We start from the raw sequence: 17,945 nt of genomic DNA on the forward strand, positions 1-17,945 counted from the left end.
GATCTTCATTGATTTTAACAGAAAAGAATGGCGGAACACTGGCAATCAAAAAAATACTTAAACCCCGCACAACTTAAGTTCTGGTAATTATTTTTGGACAGTGAGGTTAAAAACAAATATCTTGAGGCTGGGAAAATAGGCAGAGAAGCTCTGGAATATGTACAGTCTCTCATTGAACCAGGCGCTCTGTTTTTAGACGTGGCTGAGAAGGCCGAGCAATTCATCAGGGATCAGGGTGGAAGGCCGTCTTTCCCTGTCAATCTTTCAATCAATAATGAGGCTGCACATTATACTCCGTCGTTCGGGGATTCAAAGACCTTCAAAACAGGTGATGTTGTAAAAGTAGACCTTGGAGCAGAAGTTGACGGGTACCTTTCAGACAACGCTGCAACCGTGGAAGTTGGAGAAACAGGAAAACATTCAGATCTCATCGACTGCACCAGGGAGGCGCTGAATGCCGCTCTCAAGGTATTAAGGCCCATGATACCTGCAAGAAAAATAGGTGCCGAGATTGAGAAGGTTATATCATCATTCGGCTTCAAACCTGTTAAAAACCTTGGGGGGCATGGAATAAACAGGTACGACCTACATTCTTCAATATTCATACCAAATTATGATGATGGAAATGCAGCTTTCATAAAACCTGACACTGTAATTGCCATTGAGCCATTTGCAAGCACAGGAATTGGCATGATACACAATGGTCCGGGAGGGAATATATACATCCTGTCAGGAACTAAGATAAACAGGGAAGAAGAAATATACAGAAATTTCAATACAATACCATTTGCCGAGAGATGGCTTGCAAAAATCGATCCAGACTATAAAAAATATCTTAAAAAGATGCTTTTCAGGAGAGAAGTATCACACTTTGCTATTTTGAGGGAACACTCAGGTGCACTGATATCGCAGGCGGAACATACAATAATGGTGCTTTCTGATGATATTGTGGTTACAACAAGGAAATAGTATGTTCATGGAAGCCTTGCAAGTACCGCTTCTAGTGCAGCAGCTGTCACTTTTTCAACAGGAAGAGTTGAATCGATAACTAACCAGTTGCTTCCAATCATCTTCTGGTAGTATGTTCTGACAAGTTTCAGATAATCCGGGTCCTCGAATCCTGATCTTCCCTTTCTAGCGGCAATTCTGGATGTTGTTCTTCCTGGTTCCAGGTCAAGAAAGATTATGAGATCGGGCATCCGTTTTATAATTCGTGAAACACTCATCATCCACTCCAATGTGCCATCCATTCCGCCAAAAACCATTTCCATGAGGGGACCTTGATACGCATAGGAAGAATGGATATATCTGTCCGAAATTACAATCCGTTCCCGATCAAGTTCACCGTTTATGATCTTCTGATGATGCATTCTGTCTGTTGTGAATCTGAAAAAAAGTTCAATGGCATTTTCAGCGGTTCTGTTTTTCTGTTCACTTTCAGTGATGAAAAACCCATCTGTTGGTTCATGGGTCAGAAAAACCGACCTGCCAAGTTCAAGAAGTTTTCTTTTTAAATTCCTGGAAAGTGTGCTTTTTCCAGATCCATCTATCCCTTCTATGCTTACAAACAATATTGACCATGGATTAATGCAATGGAAACATAAGAATATGTTCAAAGCACCTTCTCTCTTTCATTGAAAGTTTGCCTCCACAAGAATAATTAGCTGAATTTCACATAACCATCCATGGAAAATAAAAACTACAGTGGTTTCAACACAAGGGCAGTACATGGGGGAGAGCTTAAAATTCCAGAATTTGGAAATGTGACAACTCCAATTTTTGAAAACTCAACATTCGTATATCCAAATTACAATTCCAAAGCATATATGGACCACACCAGCAACCTTCCCTACATCTATTCAAGGTGGGGCAACCCCACACTGCAGGCACTTGAGATAAAATATTCAGAACTGGAGAACTCACGTCACGGGCTTTCATTTTCATCCGGAATGAGCGCCATAGTTTCAACTGTTCTATCCATATGCAAAAAAGGTGACAGGATACTCTCCATCTCTGATCTCTATGGTCAAACCAGATCATTATTTTCCAAAGATGCACTGGAATTGGGGATAGAGACAGATTTTATAAGCATTGAGAAATTGAATTCAGAAGATTTCTCTACAAGTGGATATTCAATGATCTACCTTGAATCTATAACAAATCCCACTCTTAAAGTTTCCAATATAAAATCAACGGCAAAAATTGCAGGGGAAAAAGAGATACCTGTTGTTGTTGATGCAACCTTCGCCTCTCCATATAATCAGAAACCTCTGGATCTTGGGGCGAAGGTTTCAATTCACAGTGGAACAAAATATCTTGCCGGTCACAGCGATATTGTACTGGGAATGGTGGCTGCTGATGAAGACCTGTTCCACGCTATACACGCAAAAAGAAAGGTCCTTGGTGGGACTCCTGACGCAATGCAGGCTTTTCTTGCCTCAAGGGGTATTAAGACACTTGGCCTGAGAATGCAGAAGCACAATGCCAATGCTGGCGAAATATTCCGTTACCTTAAGCAGGAGAAAAAGGTAAAGAAAGTATTTTACCCAGGCGATCCTGATTCCCCATTCTATGAAGCTGCAAGAAAAAATCTGTCAGGTTACGGAGGCATGATCTCATTTGAGCTGACGGGTGGAATTGAAGCTGCAAGGCTTTTCATAAAGCATCTGATCATTCCATCGGCTGCACCAAGCCTTGGAGGCGTGGAAAGCCTGGTTACCCTTCCCGTTGATACAAGCCACTCCACAATTCCTCCAAATGTCAGAAAAACCATGGGAATAGAAGATGGCCTTGTTCGTTTCTCCACAGGAATAGAGGATCCGGAGGATCTCATTTCAGATATGCAGAATGCCTTTGAAGTACTAAATTGATCAGAGAAGTGGATATTTCCCTGTTATTGGATCTATGACGCTCTCCTCTACGGGGCCAATGCCCAGACATGTTACAGTTCCAGGCATTATCTGTGTGAATCCTGCATCGGTGATAAGGCAGGATATTATACCCATCTGGTCAAGCATAGTCTTGAGCCTCATGAGGGTTTCCAGGCTATCAAGCCTGATGACTATCTTTTTCTGCCCCTGATTTATCCATTCCCTGAATAATTTCTTATGGTCATTTTGGGACTTCAGGGCACAGGATACAGCAGCATGGGCTGCCTGGGCTGCTATTTTGCCCTTTCCCATGTCTAGATCCTTTCTCACAGCAATAACCATTTTAACACTGTCTACCATGGCACATCCTTCTTGTTCATCCTGTATCCTATTATGTTTACAGCTCTATGGAGAGGAGGAGTTATGACAAGTATTGTGATTAATCCAACTATATCCCCATAATAAGTCATGAAAAATTGCCTTTCAAATATGAAGAGGATCAGGAATGCCATCAGAACAAAGGGCCATTGATCAAGGAGTGATCCTTTACCGCCTCTTTCTATGCCTATTCTCCTCTTTATGAAAGAACCCACCATATCTCCAAGAAGAGAACCTGCACTCATGGTAATCAGGACTCCTATAGCTCCGGTTATTGTAGATGAAAAGTTACCGATGTGCAGATTTAAAACAACCAGCAGAGCGTAAATTATCAGACCAAATATGACTCCGGAAGCAACTCCACCAAAAAAACCACTCCATGTCTTTCCGTCTCCAAAAATACGCTTACCATCCACAAACTTTTTTCCAAAATCAATTGGAAAATGCCCTCCTGTTATGACGGCTCCGGGATTGGCAATGAAGGCAGGTATAAAAAACAACAGTGACTGAAATATTTCAAGAGGAATGTCAGGCATACTCTTCTACAGCCTTCAGTATGTCAGCCTTGGTTATTATGCCTTTCAGTTCTCCCCCATCCATGATGAGAACCGCGTTTGAGAATTTAAGAAGCGGGTATATCATTGAAATAGGGCTTGATTTGTCTACCTGTGGCGGTGTTATGCCCATCACCTTGCGAACCAGGAGATGCTTCAGGGATTCTATGGTTGATCCCTTTATGAGAAGATCGTTGATATCACTCTCAGTCACAGCGCCTATCACCTTTCCATCCTGAGTCACCACAGGAAGCTGGGAATAGCCCCTTTCCCTCATGGTATTAAGTGCAGAGATTATGGAATCAGATGGATTGCATGTAACAATTGACTTTGTCATTATCTTTCCCGCCACAATATCTATCCTAGTTGCCTTCTGGCCGGTTCTGCTAAGGTACTCAAATATTTTTCTCACCTTGTCATAGGTGGGGTTTATTGTCCCTTTTTCAACTCTTGCAATATAAGACTGGCTCACTCCGCTGATTTTTGCAAGTTCCTTCTGACTTATGCCAAGATTCTTGCGCATTTTCCTTAGTTCTTCTATAGATGGAAGCATTTATAATGATCATATTACCCGCTTACATAAATAATATTACTAATTTAATTACTGTTGGTAATTATATGGCCATCTTTTTCAGTACCTGAAACAACCTTGAACTCCATGATAATCAAAATAAGGTACATCCTCAGGAAAAATTAATTCAGTGCATACATAAGAATGATTATTATCATGAAAGATTTGTCCCCATTCACCAATTGTTCTGGTACAAAGTTAGTGTTGTATCATCACTCAACCTGAGTGGAATTTGCTAAGCAATGCTTGGACAGTGATCTGGCTAAAGAGATGATACGGGCATGTCACACAATGAATAAATAATATGTTTCAATTACACCTTTATTGCAAAATCCGAAAAACTTTATTATAAAATATAACCGTATAACCGCTCCTCTCCTAGCAGTGGCTTTTTCAACACTGGCTTTATTTGCCGCCATATATGTATATGAGGCATTTCTTTTCCTAATTCCAGTTATAGTGTTCTTCTCATTTCATTTTACAAAACTATACAGGCTGAGGACAAGAATCCTTGGAGGGCTTGTAATTTTCATCATTGTTGCAATGATATCGGCTGGTATTTCAACATCGGTAATTTACACAACTGACCCAGTTGTTACAGACCATTACACAAACCTCAGCGTACAGACGCAGGTTACCCCCTATGCTGGAAACTATTCAAGTTACAACTTCACCATGAAAGTTATGGATAGGGTACAGCTTAACCCGGACCATGTGACACTGGACATAAACACCACAGGTTTTCAGAAAAACGTTTCGGCAGCTGAAATGAGTCATTACACAAACGCTTCAGGGGATCAGGTATTCTATTATGTATATACAAATCCACCAGCTGGTATATACTCCTACAATTTTACCTTTCAAAATCAGACGGGTGCAACACTTTACACAGGTTTCGGCACAGGTAGTGGACCGGATACACTATCAAGTGTATCCACATTCAAGGAACTGTTTATTGTGACAGTAATAAACGATGTCATTATATTTGAAATAATACTGGTTGCGGGAATTTTCATAGCAAGAAGCTTCTCAAGATCTGCCAGGAACAGGATAAGACCTCCACAGAGGCCCAAACAACCGGATATAGTGGATCAGAATAACAATCAGTGAACAGTAAAATTTTCGTCGGTCAATACCATAGGACGGGGAATAAGTTTTTCCTGTACCTGTTAAGCCGCACATTTAACCTATTGAGAATAAAATTTTATAACTCCGTTACAACAGGAATGCATCAAATAACCATATGCAACTATCTTAACTAGCTATGCAAACACTACGAAAGGTATATATTTGATTCACCAATACCCAGAAAGTTTCTGCGTCGATGGTTTGTTATGAGTGATCTTCTTGAAGAATTTGAACAGAAAAAGGAAGTTATTAGGGAAATAGTAGAGGAGCATGTAAGAAAAAGAGATAATGCTTCTACTGAAGCCCATGAATATGCACGGCTCCGCGATGAGCTGAACGCAAAAGTTAGAGAAATGAGGGACGAAGCAAAGAGAAAGATCGCGGAGAAAAATGAACTCATAGAGAAAGTTCAGAATATGAGGGCCGATAAGGAAGAACATTACCGGAAACTCTCCGAACTCAGGAAGGAAATGAGGAAGATCAGGGACGAAGCAAATATTCAGGGCATCGACAGGCGCGATATAAAAACACGGAAAAAGGATCTCGAGAGGCTTGAACTTAAGCAGCAGACAACACAGTTGAAGAAGAATGAAGAACTCAAGGTAGTCGCAGAAATTAAAAAACTTACAAATGAAATTAAACGGATGGAAAAACAATTCGAGACCGAAATGGAAGGAAATGCTTCCATCAGAGAGCTTAATGCAAAGATCACCGAGGAAAAGAAGCTTGGTGAATCTGAAAAGAAGGAAATAGAAGAAATTTCCTCAAAGATCTCCGCAATTAGCGAAGAGATCAACAAAGATCTCCAGGAATTGGATGAAGTTAGAAAAAAGGCTGACGAATACCATGAGATGTTTGTCAAATTTAGCCAGGAATCCACAAAGGAGCACGAAGCTTTCATTCAGGCAAAGAATGATCTGAGAGATCTTGAAAAGGTAATAGGGAGCATGCGCACAAAGACCAGAGCAACTAAGAAGAAAGAGAAAGAGGGCGAGCTCCAGAATAAAGCAACAGCTCTATTTGAAAAATTCAAGAATGGGGAGCAGCTGACAACAGATGACCTGCTTATATTACAGAAAGCAGGATTTTTATAAACAAAAAATTAAGAAACATTCTACTGGCTAGGCATTTTGTGTTACTTTATTGCCTCAGTCCTAATCCCAGCTGATTATACAACGTCATCGGGCAGTATTTCCGATGACAGTGAGACATTATAAACTCTGGATTTGCTCTGTAGTTGAAGTTTAGGGGCAAGTACGCTCTCCTCAATCTCGCAATCTGATCCTATCTCGGTCTGTTTCATTATGACAGATTTAACAATTTTACTTCTGTCCATTATCCTGTCGGAATCCATGAGAATGGAATCCATTATCTGTACATCGTTTCCTATTTCAACATTATCATATATGGCAGATCTTATTATTCTACTGTTTTTTCCTATTCTTACGTTTTCACCAATGAATGTTGGCCCTTCAATATATGCGTTAGAAAATTTTGGATGTGGGGTTTTTATGATTACAGTACCGATCATTCCGTTTCCAGAGACCTCCATTCCGTATTTTGCCGTCATAAGCTGGTTAGCCCTGATCATGTCATTGGGTCTGCCTGTGTCCAGCCATATCCCCTTGGCATGATAACCATAAATATCCATACCCATGTTCAGCAGCTTAGGGAAGAGATCTCTGGCAAAGTCATATGGTGTTCCACTTGGGATATATTTAAGAATTTCAGGCTCAATCACATACAAGCCGGCATTTATAAGCTTTGAAAATGTCTGCTTAGGATCAGGTTTTTCAAGGAATCTGATCACCTTGTTATCTTTAAGTTCTACTATCCCGAATTGTGAGGGGTCTTCAACCGTTGTCAGGGCCATAGTTATCTTTGCACCCATATTTCTATGAAATTTCACTATGTCGCTAACATCAAGATCGGACAGAGTATCTCCGCTCCCCACAACAAATGTATCGTCTATAAATTTTGAAATAAGTCCGACGCTTCCCGCCGTCCCCGCCGCCTCTCTCTCCACAGAGAATAATATGTTCTGGTCATCCTGTTTAAATTTAAGAACCCCGGTTATAAGAGATTCGAATTTGTAGCCGGTGGTTATTATAACGTCGTTGATGCCTGCAGCATAATACGAATCAAGAATGTATCCAATACAGGGTTTCCCTGCAATTGGGACAAGAGGTTTTGGAATGGAATAAGTGATAGGTCTCAGTCTAGTGCCCTTTCCACCAGCCATAACCACTGCTTTCAATGACATGGTCACCTATCTTAAATTTATTTATTAATTTTTTCAACTTGAGTTTCGGGATTGGGTTGATGATCACTTTCAATCAGATGGTCTAAAATAGAGAGAAATTGAGTGATCTATACTCAATTATGTCGGTACGGATTCCAATATTCTCCCGAAATATGAAATCTTCATCTTTTCAAGTAGATCTTTAGCAATGGATGATTCCCATCTCAGTGTTATTATACCTTCTTTTGTCTTGACAGGTATTGCCTTGAGATCATAAGATATGAGATATCTTAAAGACTGTCATCTTATCATTCATGGATTTCTCAAAGAGTCTTGATATCAGCAAGGAAAGAACACAGACAAAAACATGTGCCTTTATACTTTTAGTTTTCCCATGGAATATAGGGCTTATCTCTAAGAATGTTTTAATTGGCCTAAAGGACCTCTCCATCTTCCATAGATCCTTGTTTCCTTTCCCCATCTCAGGTATGCTAAGATCTGTAACCGTAAATCTGTATCCATAAGTATCATGAATCTTCCTGCAAGTCTCCTCATGGTTTCCATCTTGGCATGGTTGATCTTTACACCATTCACAAGTGCATTCAGGCCAGATAGATCTCTAAGGAGTTCCTTGCCCTTAGATCCACTGGATAATATATCATTGAGAAGAGATGCATTATCATCCAGATCTGGGGTTTCTCCCATCTCATGATCTTTGCTGTATACAACAATAGCTTTTCTCTTCCTTGTTCTCTTGATCTCGATCTTTCTGAATCCATCCATAATCCACTTAACATCCACCTTCTTGGCTTATAGATCCAGATGTGATATGCAATCTGAATACTTTAATTCAGTTTGCATTATGACGGCTTTATATGAATCATCCCACCCGCATAAAGCTGTGACATAATCGTTCTTGTCCAGGTATCTCAGGGATGGTTTACCACCCAATGGGAGATCACCTATGAATATCATTCTTCCAGCATGGAATTTCTTTCTCAGATCAACCTTATCCATGTGCATCTTCACCTTCTCTATTGCAAACATCTTCCTGTACTTTTCAAGATCACTTTTAGATTCTATCCTGCCAAGATGTTTCAGTATCCTTGCCTTCTTTCTTTATTATCGGCTTAATCCTCTATGATCTGATCATACTTCCAGGAACGATTTTTCCTCTTGTTAACGTTAATCCTGAGTCTCATGTGCCTATGTTACATGAAGTATTTACATATGGGCATGTATAAACTTACAGACTATATTACGAGAAAACCAGCATTAAAGGGGATTTTACAATTTTAGATTTGAAACTTAAGTTTCAACATATATTGCTGGTTGATCCTACAATATTGAGGATAAGATAAAATAATGCGTGTTTTTCTTAATGCATGAAAGACAAAAATTTGTTAATGACGTGTATTTTACTACAATACCATGGTTTGTCTCAAAGGTGGCCCTTTCCCCAGAGAATCTGGGACTACATGCCTATCTTGATGGCGGTGAGAACTGCCGATGGCAGCAACTCAAATATGGCAACAATCCAGAATACGGCGAAAAGATACACGAAAGGGCGAAACCTGAAACAGCAATGTAAATTAATTCTGGAAATCTTGAAATGAAGTTCTGATATCTATTGAGAAATATACATCCCCAAAGAAGCGGAAAGATCCATATTAATTAAATAAAAAAATAATTTATGTGGTACGGTATTTTTAGTTGCATCTATTTCTTTATGCTATTTACCTCTCCTTGGAATTCAAAAGAGAGGAATTTCTTTCTGTTTCTTATAATTCTGTTGTATTCAAACACGGCAGGCTTTACGTAATTATCTATGTAATCGAGAATTTCTAGGTCAGAATCTCCGGCCTGTATAAACGCCATGGACATAAGGTAGGGAATCACGTTTTTTATGTCCATGATGTTAAGGTCGTTTTCTGACCAGACCTTACCCACCATGCTTGCCACAGACTCCAGCCCTTCCATATTCCTGGTACTCATGGGTTCCTTCACAAAAGAGTACCTGCTTTCCTGCGTTTCCGGCACTTTCAATTCTTTCTCTGCTTTCACGGATATATTCTCGGTCATTTTCATCACCTCAATTCCGATAAGCATGTAAGTAATTATGTTCTTCTATAAATAGTTTTCTACAAATTGTTTAATAAAAAGGTTATAAAATAAAAATTATAAAAAAATCTTTCAATCTATTTTTCAAAAGGTATCTTAAACTTTACACCTTTCCTCAAAAGTTTCTTTGAAGCTTGGTATCCTGCATCTGCATGCCTTATAACCCCTATCCCTGGATCAGCGTTCAGAACCTTTTTGATCCTTTCATCGGCTTCATCCGTTCCATCTGCCACAAGAACAAATCCTGAGTGAATGGAATTTCCTATACCTGTACCCCCTCCATGGTGTACCGATACCCATGTTGCGCCTGAAATGGCGTTAAGGAGAGCGTTCAATATAGGCCAGTCTGCAATCGCGTCACTGCCATCCAGCATGCTCTCAGTTTCCCTGTATGGTGAAGCAACCGATCCTGTGTCATGATGGTCTCGTCCTATTGCAACTGGAGCTGAAATTATCTTCTTTCTCACCATCTGGTTTATCATCAGCCCAATGGCCTCTCTCTGTCCATATTCTGCGTAACAAATTCTGGCAGGAAGCCCCTGGAAATGGACCTTTTCCCTGGCAAGCTTAAGCCATTTAACAAGATGTTCATCATAGTAGAATTTCTCAATTATTGCCTGATCTATTTTGTATATATCCTGAGGATCTCCAGAAAGCGCAACCCACCTGAAAGGTCCGGAACCAATGGTGAATAGATCCCGTATATAAGCTGGAACATATCCCTGGATTTCAAATGATCTGGTGTTTCCCCCCTCACTTGCCCTTCCTCTGAGGTTGTTTCCATAGTCAAAAACCCTGGACCCATGATCCTTGAAATAAAGCATTGCATTAACCTCCTTCACTATTGAAGCATACACAAGTTTCCTGTATTCTTCTGGATTCTTTGCAAGCATTTCCGCAGCTGATTTCACAGTGAAACCTTCAGGAATGTAGCCCACATTGAGGTCATGGGCTGCTGTCTGGTCGGTAACAATATCAGGAACAATGTTTCTTTTCACCAATTCTGAATATATGGTGGCTGCATTTCCTAAAAGGCCAATGGAAAGTGCTTTTCCTTCTGAAACAGCTTCATCTTTCATTTTCAATCCTTGATCGAGGGTTTCCGCATAGGTATCAAGATATTTGTCTCTTAGTCTGCGTTCTATCTTCTCCCTGTCAACTTCAACAATTATTGCAACCCCGTCATTCATAGTCACAGCAAGCGGCTGGGCCCCACCCATCTCTCCAAGTCCAGCTGTTAGAACCCACTTACCTCTAAGTGTGTCAGCAGAAAACTCCTTTCTTGCCAGAGCAGATAGGGTTTCATACGTCCCCTGAAGGACACCCTGTGTACCGATGTAAATCCAGCTGCCTGCCGTCATCTGGCCAAACATTGTAAGTCCTCTTTTCTCCAGGTCCCAGAATATGTCATCCGTTGCCCATCGCGGCACTATCTGTGCATTTACTATCAAAACTCTGGGTGAATCCTTACTGGTCTTGAAAACACCAACAGGTTTGCCAGATTGCACAAGAAGGGTTTCATCGTTATACATCTCCTTCAACATACTTATGATCTCATCAAAGGATTCCCAGTTTCGTGCGGCTTTCCCCTTTCCTCCGTACACTATAAGATTCTCGGGATCTTTTGCAACAGCAGGATCAAGATTGTTCATAAGGAGTCTCATTGCAGCCTCCTGCCCCCATCCACGCGCTGTAAGGGTAGATCCTCTTGGAGCCTTTATTTCTCTCATTTTTATCCAGTAACAATGCTTACTAAATGAATAAAATTTATGATTTGATGGATTAATTGGGAATTTCAGGATTTAAATGACCTGTGTATTGTGTTTTCACGTCTTTCACCAAGGGATATTATCTCAACAGGTTTACCGGTGTTCTTTTCTATCAGTTCAACATAGTCCCTAAGTTCAACAGGAAGTCTCTCATACTGCCCTTCCTGTTTGGAAAATATATTCTCAACGTCAAGATCCCCCCAGGGTTTCATTGTTCTGTAACGAATCCTTATTTTTTCAATTTCTTCCAGGCTCCTGGGAATAAAATCCACGTCTTTTCCATCCTGCATGTATTTTTCACAAACTTTTATTTCGCTGAGCTTTCCAAGTGTATCTACTTTGGTAAGTGCGAACGAATCAACATCATTGAGTCTGCTGGAATAATTCAGTAGTGGCAGATCCAGCCATCCCACCCTTCTTGGTCTTCCCGTGGTCGTTCCATATTCGTGGCCAATGTCCCTGAGTTTAACCGCCAGATCTCCATCAATTTCAGTGGGAAATGGCCCCGATCCAACTTTGGAAACATATGCTTTCATTACTCCAATTACCCTCTGTATCTTCCTGAATGGGAATCCTGAACCAGAAGAGAGTGCGCCAGCCAGTGTACTGGAGGATGTCACAAATGGGTACATTCCAAAATCTATGTCAAGCATAGTGCCCTGTGCCCCTTCAAAAAGTATGCTCTTATTTTCCTGACTGAATCTGAATATGAGATTCTCTGTATAGTCAAGATATTGCATGAGATTCAAGCCAGCTTCATGAAGTTCAGTGGAAAGTTTATTTCTCTCATTCTTGTCCTTATACGGTGAATCGGAAAGAAGGTTCTCCTTCATATGGTATATTATCTCTATTTTCCTGGATACTATGTCCTTGTCCAGCAGATCCACAACTCTAACTCCAGTTCTGGCATACTTATCCTCGTATGTAGGCCCTATTCCCTGTGCAGTTGTGCCTATACTCAATCCCCCTCTTACTGCCTCCTCCGATTTGTCCAGGAATTTGTGTATGGGTGTGACAACATGGGCCATTTTGCTGATCTTTATCTGAACATCAGGGTTAGCTTTTTTCAGGTTGCTGATCTCATCCTGCAGGCTGTATGGGTCTATGACCATGCCATTCCCCAGAATAACAATAGAAGATCTTAGAGAACCAGATGGTATGAGATGAAATTTGAACTTTCCCTGGGACGTTACCACTGTGTGACCCGCGTTGTTTCCACCATTAAACCTTACGACAACATCAAAATTTTCGCTCAGATAATCAGTTATTTTCCCCTTTCCCTCGTCACCAAATTGCATACCGAGTACTGCCGCTAGCATGATGATCCCTCTGAATTATTTTTCAAAACTATTGAATTTCCCCGACCTTTTATGAATTTCCAATGAAAAGTCACTCCGCTTTCTTCAAAAAACATCAAATATCAATTTATCCAATATGGGTATGATCTATTAACGATTTTCCCAATCAAAATTATGCATCAGGATTATGGCTTTAATCATCCATCTGTCTTTTCTTATCATCATGAAGCAATTCTTTTTCGGTAAAATTCCATTTATATAGTTTCAGCCACCGTTGCAAGACCCATATTAAATGAATATTCATGGAAACTTTTAACAAGCTTATTTCTGAGAACATAGCTACCTTTAAGTTATGGGAAAAATTTCACATAGTGGTAAGGCATAATAGATAGATTCTCATGGCTTACATAAAGATAGGAAGTAATTTAACACTTGAGGTCCCATCAAATCCAACTATTGGTTATATTGAGGGGGACGGAATAGGTCCGGACATTTCAAAAACATCAATTTCTGTTATAAATGCCTCACTTGAATTCGCATATGGCGGAGACCGATCAATTGAATGGGAAAAGGTACTTGCAGGAGAAGAGGCGTTAAGCAAAACAGGAAAGCACCTTCCCCAGGAATCACTGGATCAGCTTAAGAAGTGTGTGGTATCCATAAAGGGTCCGCTGACAACTCCAATTGGACAGGGATTTCGAAGCCTGAATGTCACACTGAGGCAGTATTTTGATCTGTACGCCAACATAAGGCCGGTAAAATACTTCCCGGGAGTTCCGTCACCTGTTAAGAATCCTGAAAAGATGAATATGGTTATATTCAGGGAGAATACTGAGGATCTGTATATGGGAATTGAATTCAAATACGATTCTCCTGAAGCTTCAAAAATGAGAGAATTTCTTGCTTCCAACATGGATGTTAAACTAACTGATGACACAGGTATTGGAATAAAACCCATCAGTAAGTTCAAATCAAGCAGACTGGTCAGAAAGGCAATACAGTATGCCATCAAGAACAAGAGGAGAAACGTAACTCTTGTCCATAAGGGAAATATAATGAAATACACAGAGGGTGCCTTCAAGGAATGGGGGTATCAGGTTGCAGCAAATGAGTTCAAAGATAACACTGTAACAGAAGAGGAATATCTGAAAGACCCTGATAATTACAGAGGAAAAATAGTCTTAAAGGACAGGATCGCAGACAACATGTTTCAGCAGGTACTTACAAGGACTGAAGATTATGATGTAATTGCCACCACAAATCTGAACGGGGACTATCTGTCTGATGCACTATCAGCTCAGGTGGGAGGTCTCGGACTGGCGCCCGGTGGAAACGTTGGTGACGCATATGCAATATTCGAGGCGGTTCATGGGACAGCTCCAAAATATGCAGGAATGGACGTTGCCAATCCAACATCCCTGATACTTTCCGGTGTAATGATGCTGAGGCATTTGGAGTGGGATAATGCTGCTGACGTCCTTGAGAACGCAATAATTGCAACCTATCACGACCAGAAAGTCACTCAGGATCTTGCAAGGGTTATGAACATAAAACCCCTTAAATGTTCGGAATTCGGGCAGGAGATAATCAAGAGGATGAAGCCGGTTAAGAAGTGAAAAATCCATACTCCATATTCATTTTACTATCCTATAAATATACAACTATATACGCCATAAGGCTTATTATGATCACCTGGAAAATCAGTTGAAACAATGAACCTATTGACACAATTCTCATATTTCTGGCTATCCTTTCAAGGTGGATTTCACTGTGCGACACCCCCCTTAATATTTTGTAGGAATATGGGACTATAGTTAAAAATCCTATGGAGACAAGCTATGGCGGACATTCTACTCTGGATCTCTTAAATACACTTCTTAAAATATAATTGATTTACAGTCCTTACACCCTTTTGTATTGTTCCCACATTTCATTATTATATGGACTGTCTGGTATTTTGTTGTTTAGTATCTTCTCTGTACCTGCATCCACAAGTTCCATCTTCCTTTTCCTTGTCATCTCATCCTTCCGGAAATGTTTCCTGTGTTTTGCAAATACAGAGGATATATCTTCCGATCCAAACACGATCCCCTTATACTTCCTGTTTCCCATATTCTGGAATAATGCCAGTTGAACACCGCTCTGTGTCAGAATGTTGCCGGTTGCAATGTTGCCACATCTCTTTCTTACGTTTCTTCGCATCCTGCGAAAGAATCCCTCAATACCGTTATTAGTGCGAGGTATGGTACCTTCAGGATTCTTTGCGTACAGATAGGATTCCCATTTCGTGTATTGATCGATTGCATGTTTGGCTGCAGAGAATATGTGTGCTTCTATCCTTGTTTTCATGTATACAAGAAATTCACCCATGATTATGCCGATGCTTTCATGTATTACGGGATCATCCTTCAATGAATCGTATTTCTTCTCTTCTGAAAGATTTCCAGAATCAGGTATGGAGAATCCATTCCTTATCTTCTGGAATACAAGGGAATTGATATCCGAGAGATCATGCGCCATGTGATCTGTATGTGCATTCTTTGTTATCTTTGACAGGTTGTTCATTATCTGTGATATGAGATCCAGTGTTTCTCTTCGATCTGTCTTTTCTCGAAGATCTGCAAGATGTTTCATGGCATCTTTACATGCATTGAAGAAGTTCAGGTGCCTGAGAGAGAAGGGAAATCCATAACCAGAGCTACCATTTATGGATGTTATCTTCTCTAATATTCTCCTTATGGACATGTTTTCCATTGTATTCCGTTTTGAACAGTAACCGTATTCTATCTCGTATAATGTTACCTGATCGTAATCAGGCATGTTTCTCAGGATTGCCTTAAGCTTCGATTTTATACCTGCTCTGTTAATAGCTGATCCGAGGGCTTTATGCAGTTCATCCATGAGATCCTTTCCAAGATCCCGCAAGAAGTGCATCAGGCATATCCTTATGGGAACACGTGGAAAGACATTTCCTGCCGCTGAGAGTATACCCTCTCGCATGTCTGATATTATACCTGCAGGAATGCCGAATCTCTCCCTTACGGTGAGGAATATCTCTTCTATGGATGCCTCAGATTCAGAATGACATTTCTTTGCATATAAAACGAAACCGGATATCGCATCCCGTACAACAACAATCATGGCGAAATCGGAATCCACTGTGCCGTCAATCTGCAGTATATACGATTTGATCTCTTTCCTGAGCTTATCTAATGATTCCTCATGGATCTCAGAGAATATTGTGAGAGCCATTCCAGCAAGGCGTCTCACATGTCTGTCGGATATGCCTGTTTCTTTGATCAAAGAAACCTCCGATGAACTCCTGCCATCCAGGAACATCTCCATGGCTGCTTTGATCATGATATCATTTGCATATGTGCAGTGCGGTGAAACAATTGATCCAAGAATATCAGATCGATATATCCCATGAATGCTGCATTCCATGATCTCATTAATTATTGGAAATATTCCGGAGGATGTTTTCAGTTTTCTTCCATATCTGCTGTTAAGTGTAAGCCGCTTTCCACATTCAGGGCACATGGTGAATGATGGTTTGAATTTCACAGGAGGAATCATTTCAGTTTCAGGATCAGCTTCTCAAGGTTCAGGTCGTTCTCTATGATTATTTTCGTTATGGGCCATGCATCATATTCTATACCTATCTTCTTCAGTATCTGATCGATCTCCTCCTGGCTTATTCCCTTGCTGAGGAGTCTCTGCGCATACTTCAGGATATCTTCAGGTTTGATCTCATTCTTCGACTTCGGAGATTTACCGAGATATCCAACATATTTTCTTACAGGTCTTCCGTTCACCCACTTCTCATCCAACACCGTATAGTAGGTGTGCCCATTCTTTGTTATTTTATTTACAATTAATGTCATACTACACTGTAATTACAGTGTAGTATATAGATCTTTCGGTCGCATTGAATTCTAAAGGGTTTCCAAGAGAAGATTAGTATAGAATTATGGAATTGAATGACCGCCATAGGAGACAAGTATAACTCCAACTATGATTATTGCAATGAACAGCGTTGACGTGAAAGAGAATATGCCCTCTCTTACAGCAAGTACATAGCCGGCAAGTGGTGTTACAATGGATGCGGATGGAATGAAGAAAAGAGTCATAGGAATCATTCTAACTCCTATATTTTTTCTGGTTTCAAGATTAATTGTTTTAATAACGTTGGTAAACAGAAGCCCGAGGAAAACGTCAACACCTGTCCATATTGCCCCGATAAGAACATGTATATAGTCCAGGAACAGCATGCTTCCTGATATATATGTTAGTATGAATGCAATTGGAGGCACTGCCAGAGCAATGAAACCTGTCCTGTAAATGCTTCTCATGTAGCTGCTGTTGTTTATCATAGGGCAAAACCTGTTGCAAAATGTGCCATGAATAGTATTATTGTAACCTGCAGAATAAGCTGTATCAGGGATAGTCTTATGTTTATCATGGTAAGTCTTATAATTTTCCTGAAATCCTTGCCACCCCTGACAAGTTCAAGATAAACTCTTGCCTCATTGGGAAGAAATATCACCAGCCCCTGAACAGTCAATATTATGGCTAATACAGCAACCACAATAAAATAAGGGGAGGTGAATGATATACCAAGTCTTAAGGCAAGATAGACGCCGGCGGTTACGGTTGTAGTGGATATTGCTGGCATAAAGAAGAGCATCATTGGAGTCAGCCTTTTAGAAACTTCTGCTTTTTCTGCATCCCCCAGACCCTTCATTATGTATGCAAAAAATATCCCCATTACCAAATCCATTCCAGTCCAGGCAGAACCAGATATTACATGAAAATACTCCAGGAAATAGAAATTTCCATTTATGATTATGGCAACCATTATGGCAGGAGGAATGAGTAACATTGGCAGGCCTGTCCACATGATGCTCCTCATAAAGAATGCCACATCCATGTTGACTGTTTCAGTGGTCACCACAGTTAAGGAATGTATGTGACAATATATCAACGTTGTGTCAACCATCTATAGATGAATAAT

21 protein-coding genes are annotated in these 17,945 nt (G+C 40.4%); 6 read left to right on the plus strand and 15 right to left on the minus strand.

Annotated elements, in window-relative coordinates; genetic code table 11:
• Window positions 1-93 precede the first annotated feature (93 nt).
• Window positions 94-969: a type II methionyl aminopeptidase gene (gene map, locus OXIME_RS08405; RefSeq protein WP_393971391.1), complete on the plus strand. Its 876-nt coding sequence runs from the start codon at window positions 94-96 to the stop codon at window positions 967-969.
• 5 nt (window positions 970-974) lie between these two features.
• On the opposite strand, the gene tmk is transcribed toward map, so the two are convergent.
• A complete protein-coding gene (gene tmk, locus OXIME_RS08410) occupies window positions 975-1,571 on the minus strand; it encodes a dTMP kinase (protein WP_393971392.1) in 597 nt (198 codons plus the stop codon).
• Between the two features lie 114 nt (window positions 1,572-1,685).
• On the opposite strand from tmk, the gene OXIME_RS08415 reads away from it, so the two are divergent.
• Window positions 1,686-2,870, plus strand: coding sequence for a PLP-dependent transferase (locus OXIME_RS08415; RefSeq protein ID WP_393971393.1), 1,185 nt, complete (start codon window positions 1,686-1,688; stop codon window positions 2,868-2,870).
• Here the strand turns inward: OXIME_RS08415 and pth2 are convergent, their stop codons facing one another.
• From pth2 to OXIME_RS08430, 3 genes are read right to left on the minus strand one after another with little or no spacing between them, the layout of a single operon-like run.
• The gene (gene pth2 / locus OXIME_RS08420) at window positions 2,871-3,230 is read right to left on the minus strand and encodes a peptidyl-tRNA hydrolase Pth2 (protein ID WP_393971394.1); all 360 of its coding nucleotides are present in this window, start codon (window positions 3,228-3,230) and stop codon (window positions 2,871-2,873) included.
• Complete coding sequence (locus OXIME_RS08425) at window positions 3,224-3,784, minus strand: CDP-2,3-bis-(O-geranylgeranyl)-sn-glycerol synthase (RefSeq protein WP_393971395.1); 561 nt, start codon at window positions 3,782-3,784, stop codon at window positions 3,224-3,226. Before OXIME_RS08425 ends, pth2 begins: the two co-directional genes overlap by 7 nt.
• On the minus strand, window positions 3,777-4,355 hold the full coding sequence (locus OXIME_RS08430) for a CBS domain-containing protein (protein ID WP_393971396.1): 579 nt from the start codon (window positions 4,353-4,355) through the stop codon (window positions 3,777-3,779). The genes OXIME_RS08425 and OXIME_RS08430 overlap by 8 nt, the downstream gene beginning before the upstream one ends.
• Window positions 4,356-4,697: 342 nt before the next feature.
• Here OXIME_RS08430 and OXIME_RS08435 point away from each other — a divergent pair, with 342 nt between their 5' ends.
• Window positions 4,698-5,483 carry a hypothetical protein gene (locus tag OXIME_RS08435; RefSeq protein WP_393971397.1) on the plus strand — a complete coding sequence of 262 codons (786 nt, stop codon included), beginning with the start codon at window positions 4,698-4,700 and terminating at the stop codon, window positions 5,481-5,483.
• A gap of 224 nt (window positions 5,484-5,707) precedes the next feature.
• On the plus strand, window positions 5,708-6,595 hold the full coding sequence (locus OXIME_RS08440) for a coiled-coil protein (RefSeq protein ID WP_393971398.1): 888 nt from the start codon (window positions 5,708-5,710) through the stop codon (window positions 6,593-6,595).
• Window positions 6,596-6,669: 74 nt separating this feature from the next.
• Here the strand turns inward: OXIME_RS08440 and OXIME_RS08445 are convergent, their stop codons facing one another.
• The 3 genes from OXIME_RS08445 to OXIME_RS08455 form a co-directional block, all read right to left on the minus strand.
• Window positions 6,670-7,764, minus strand: coding sequence for a sugar phosphate nucleotidyltransferase (locus OXIME_RS08445; RefSeq protein WP_393971399.1), 1,095 nt, complete (start codon window positions 7,762-7,764; stop codon window positions 6,670-6,672).
• 393 nt (window positions 7,765-8,157) lie between these two features.
• Window positions 8,158-8,526 carry a hypothetical protein gene (locus OXIME_RS08450; RefSeq protein ID WP_393971400.1) on the minus strand — a complete coding sequence of 123 codons (369 nt, stop codon included), beginning with the start codon at window positions 8,524-8,526 and terminating at the stop codon, window positions 8,158-8,160.
• Window positions 8,527-8,553: 27 nt separating this feature from the next.
• Window positions 8,554-8,760, minus strand: coding sequence for a hypothetical protein (locus OXIME_RS08455; RefSeq protein ID WP_393971401.1), 207 nt, complete (start codon window positions 8,758-8,760; stop codon window positions 8,554-8,556).
• 394 nt (window positions 8,761-9,154) lie between these two features.
• Between OXIME_RS08455 and OXIME_RS08460 the strand changes: the two genes are divergently transcribed.
• Complete coding sequence (locus tag OXIME_RS08460; RefSeq protein ID WP_393971402.1) at window positions 9,155-9,334, plus strand: hypothetical protein; 180 nt, start codon at window positions 9,155-9,157, stop codon at window positions 9,332-9,334.
• A gap of 128 nt (window positions 9,335-9,462) precedes the next feature.
• On the opposite strand, the gene OXIME_RS08465 is transcribed toward OXIME_RS08460, so the two are convergent.
• The 3 genes from OXIME_RS08465 to OXIME_RS08475 form a co-directional block, all read right to left on the minus strand.
• Window positions 9,463-9,825, minus strand: coding sequence for a hypothetical protein (locus OXIME_RS08465; protein WP_393971403.1), 363 nt, complete (start codon window positions 9,823-9,825; stop codon window positions 9,463-9,465).
• A gap of 116 nt (window positions 9,826-9,941) precedes the next feature.
• A complete protein-coding gene (gene hutU / locus OXIME_RS08470; RefSeq protein ID WP_393971404.1) occupies window positions 9,942-11,594 on the minus strand; it encodes a urocanate hydratase in 1,653 nt (550 codons plus the stop codon).
• Between the two features lie 65 nt (window positions 11,595-11,659).
• Window positions 11,660-12,952, minus strand: a complete 1,293-nt coding sequence (locus OXIME_RS08475; protein ID WP_393971405.1) for an adenylosuccinate synthase — start codon at window positions 12,950-12,952, stop codon at window positions 11,660-11,662.
• A 377-nt stretch (window positions 12,953-13,329) separates the two neighbouring features.
• Between OXIME_RS08475 and icd the strand changes: the two genes are divergently transcribed.
• Complete coding sequence (gene icd, locus OXIME_RS08480) at window positions 13,330-14,547, plus strand: isocitrate dehydrogenase (NADP(+)) (RefSeq protein ID WP_393971406.1); 1,218 nt, start codon at window positions 13,330-13,332, stop codon at window positions 14,545-14,547.
• Between the two features lie 31 nt (window positions 14,548-14,578).
• Here the strand turns inward: icd and OXIME_RS08485 are convergent, their stop codons facing one another.
• The 5 genes from OXIME_RS08485 to OXIME_RS08505 form a co-directional block, all read right to left on the minus strand.
• Window positions 14,579-14,710 carry a hypothetical protein gene (locus OXIME_RS08485; protein ID WP_393971407.1) on the minus strand — a complete coding sequence of 44 codons (132 nt, stop codon included), beginning with the start codon at window positions 14,708-14,710 and terminating at the stop codon, window positions 14,579-14,581.
• A gap of 123 nt (window positions 14,711-14,833) precedes the next feature.
• Window positions 14,834-16,507, minus strand: a complete 1,674-nt coding sequence (locus OXIME_RS08490; RefSeq protein WP_393971408.1) for a hypothetical protein — start codon at window positions 16,505-16,507, stop codon at window positions 14,834-14,836.
• A complete protein-coding gene (locus OXIME_RS08495) occupies window positions 16,504-16,815 on the minus strand; it encodes a hypothetical protein (protein ID WP_393971409.1) in 312 nt (103 codons plus the stop codon). Before OXIME_RS08495 ends, OXIME_RS08490 begins: the two co-directional genes overlap by 4 nt.
• Before the next feature lie 84 nt (window positions 16,816-16,899).
• Window positions 16,900-17,304, minus strand: coding sequence for a hypothetical protein (locus tag OXIME_RS08500; RefSeq protein ID WP_393971410.1), 405 nt, complete (start codon window positions 17,302-17,304; stop codon window positions 16,900-16,902).
• A complete protein-coding gene (locus tag OXIME_RS08505; protein WP_393971411.1) occupies window positions 17,301-17,885 on the minus strand; it encodes a hypothetical protein in 585 nt (194 codons plus the stop codon). The genes OXIME_RS08500 and OXIME_RS08505 overlap by 4 nt, the downstream gene beginning before the upstream one ends.
• Window positions 17,886-17,945 lie beyond the last annotated feature (60 nt).

The sequence above is a fragment of the Oxyplasma meridianum genome, from assembly GCF_038024865.1.
Classification (GTDB): Archaea; Thermoplasmatota; Thermoplasmata; order Thermoplasmatales; family Thermoplasmataceae; genus Oxyplasma; species Oxyplasma meridianum.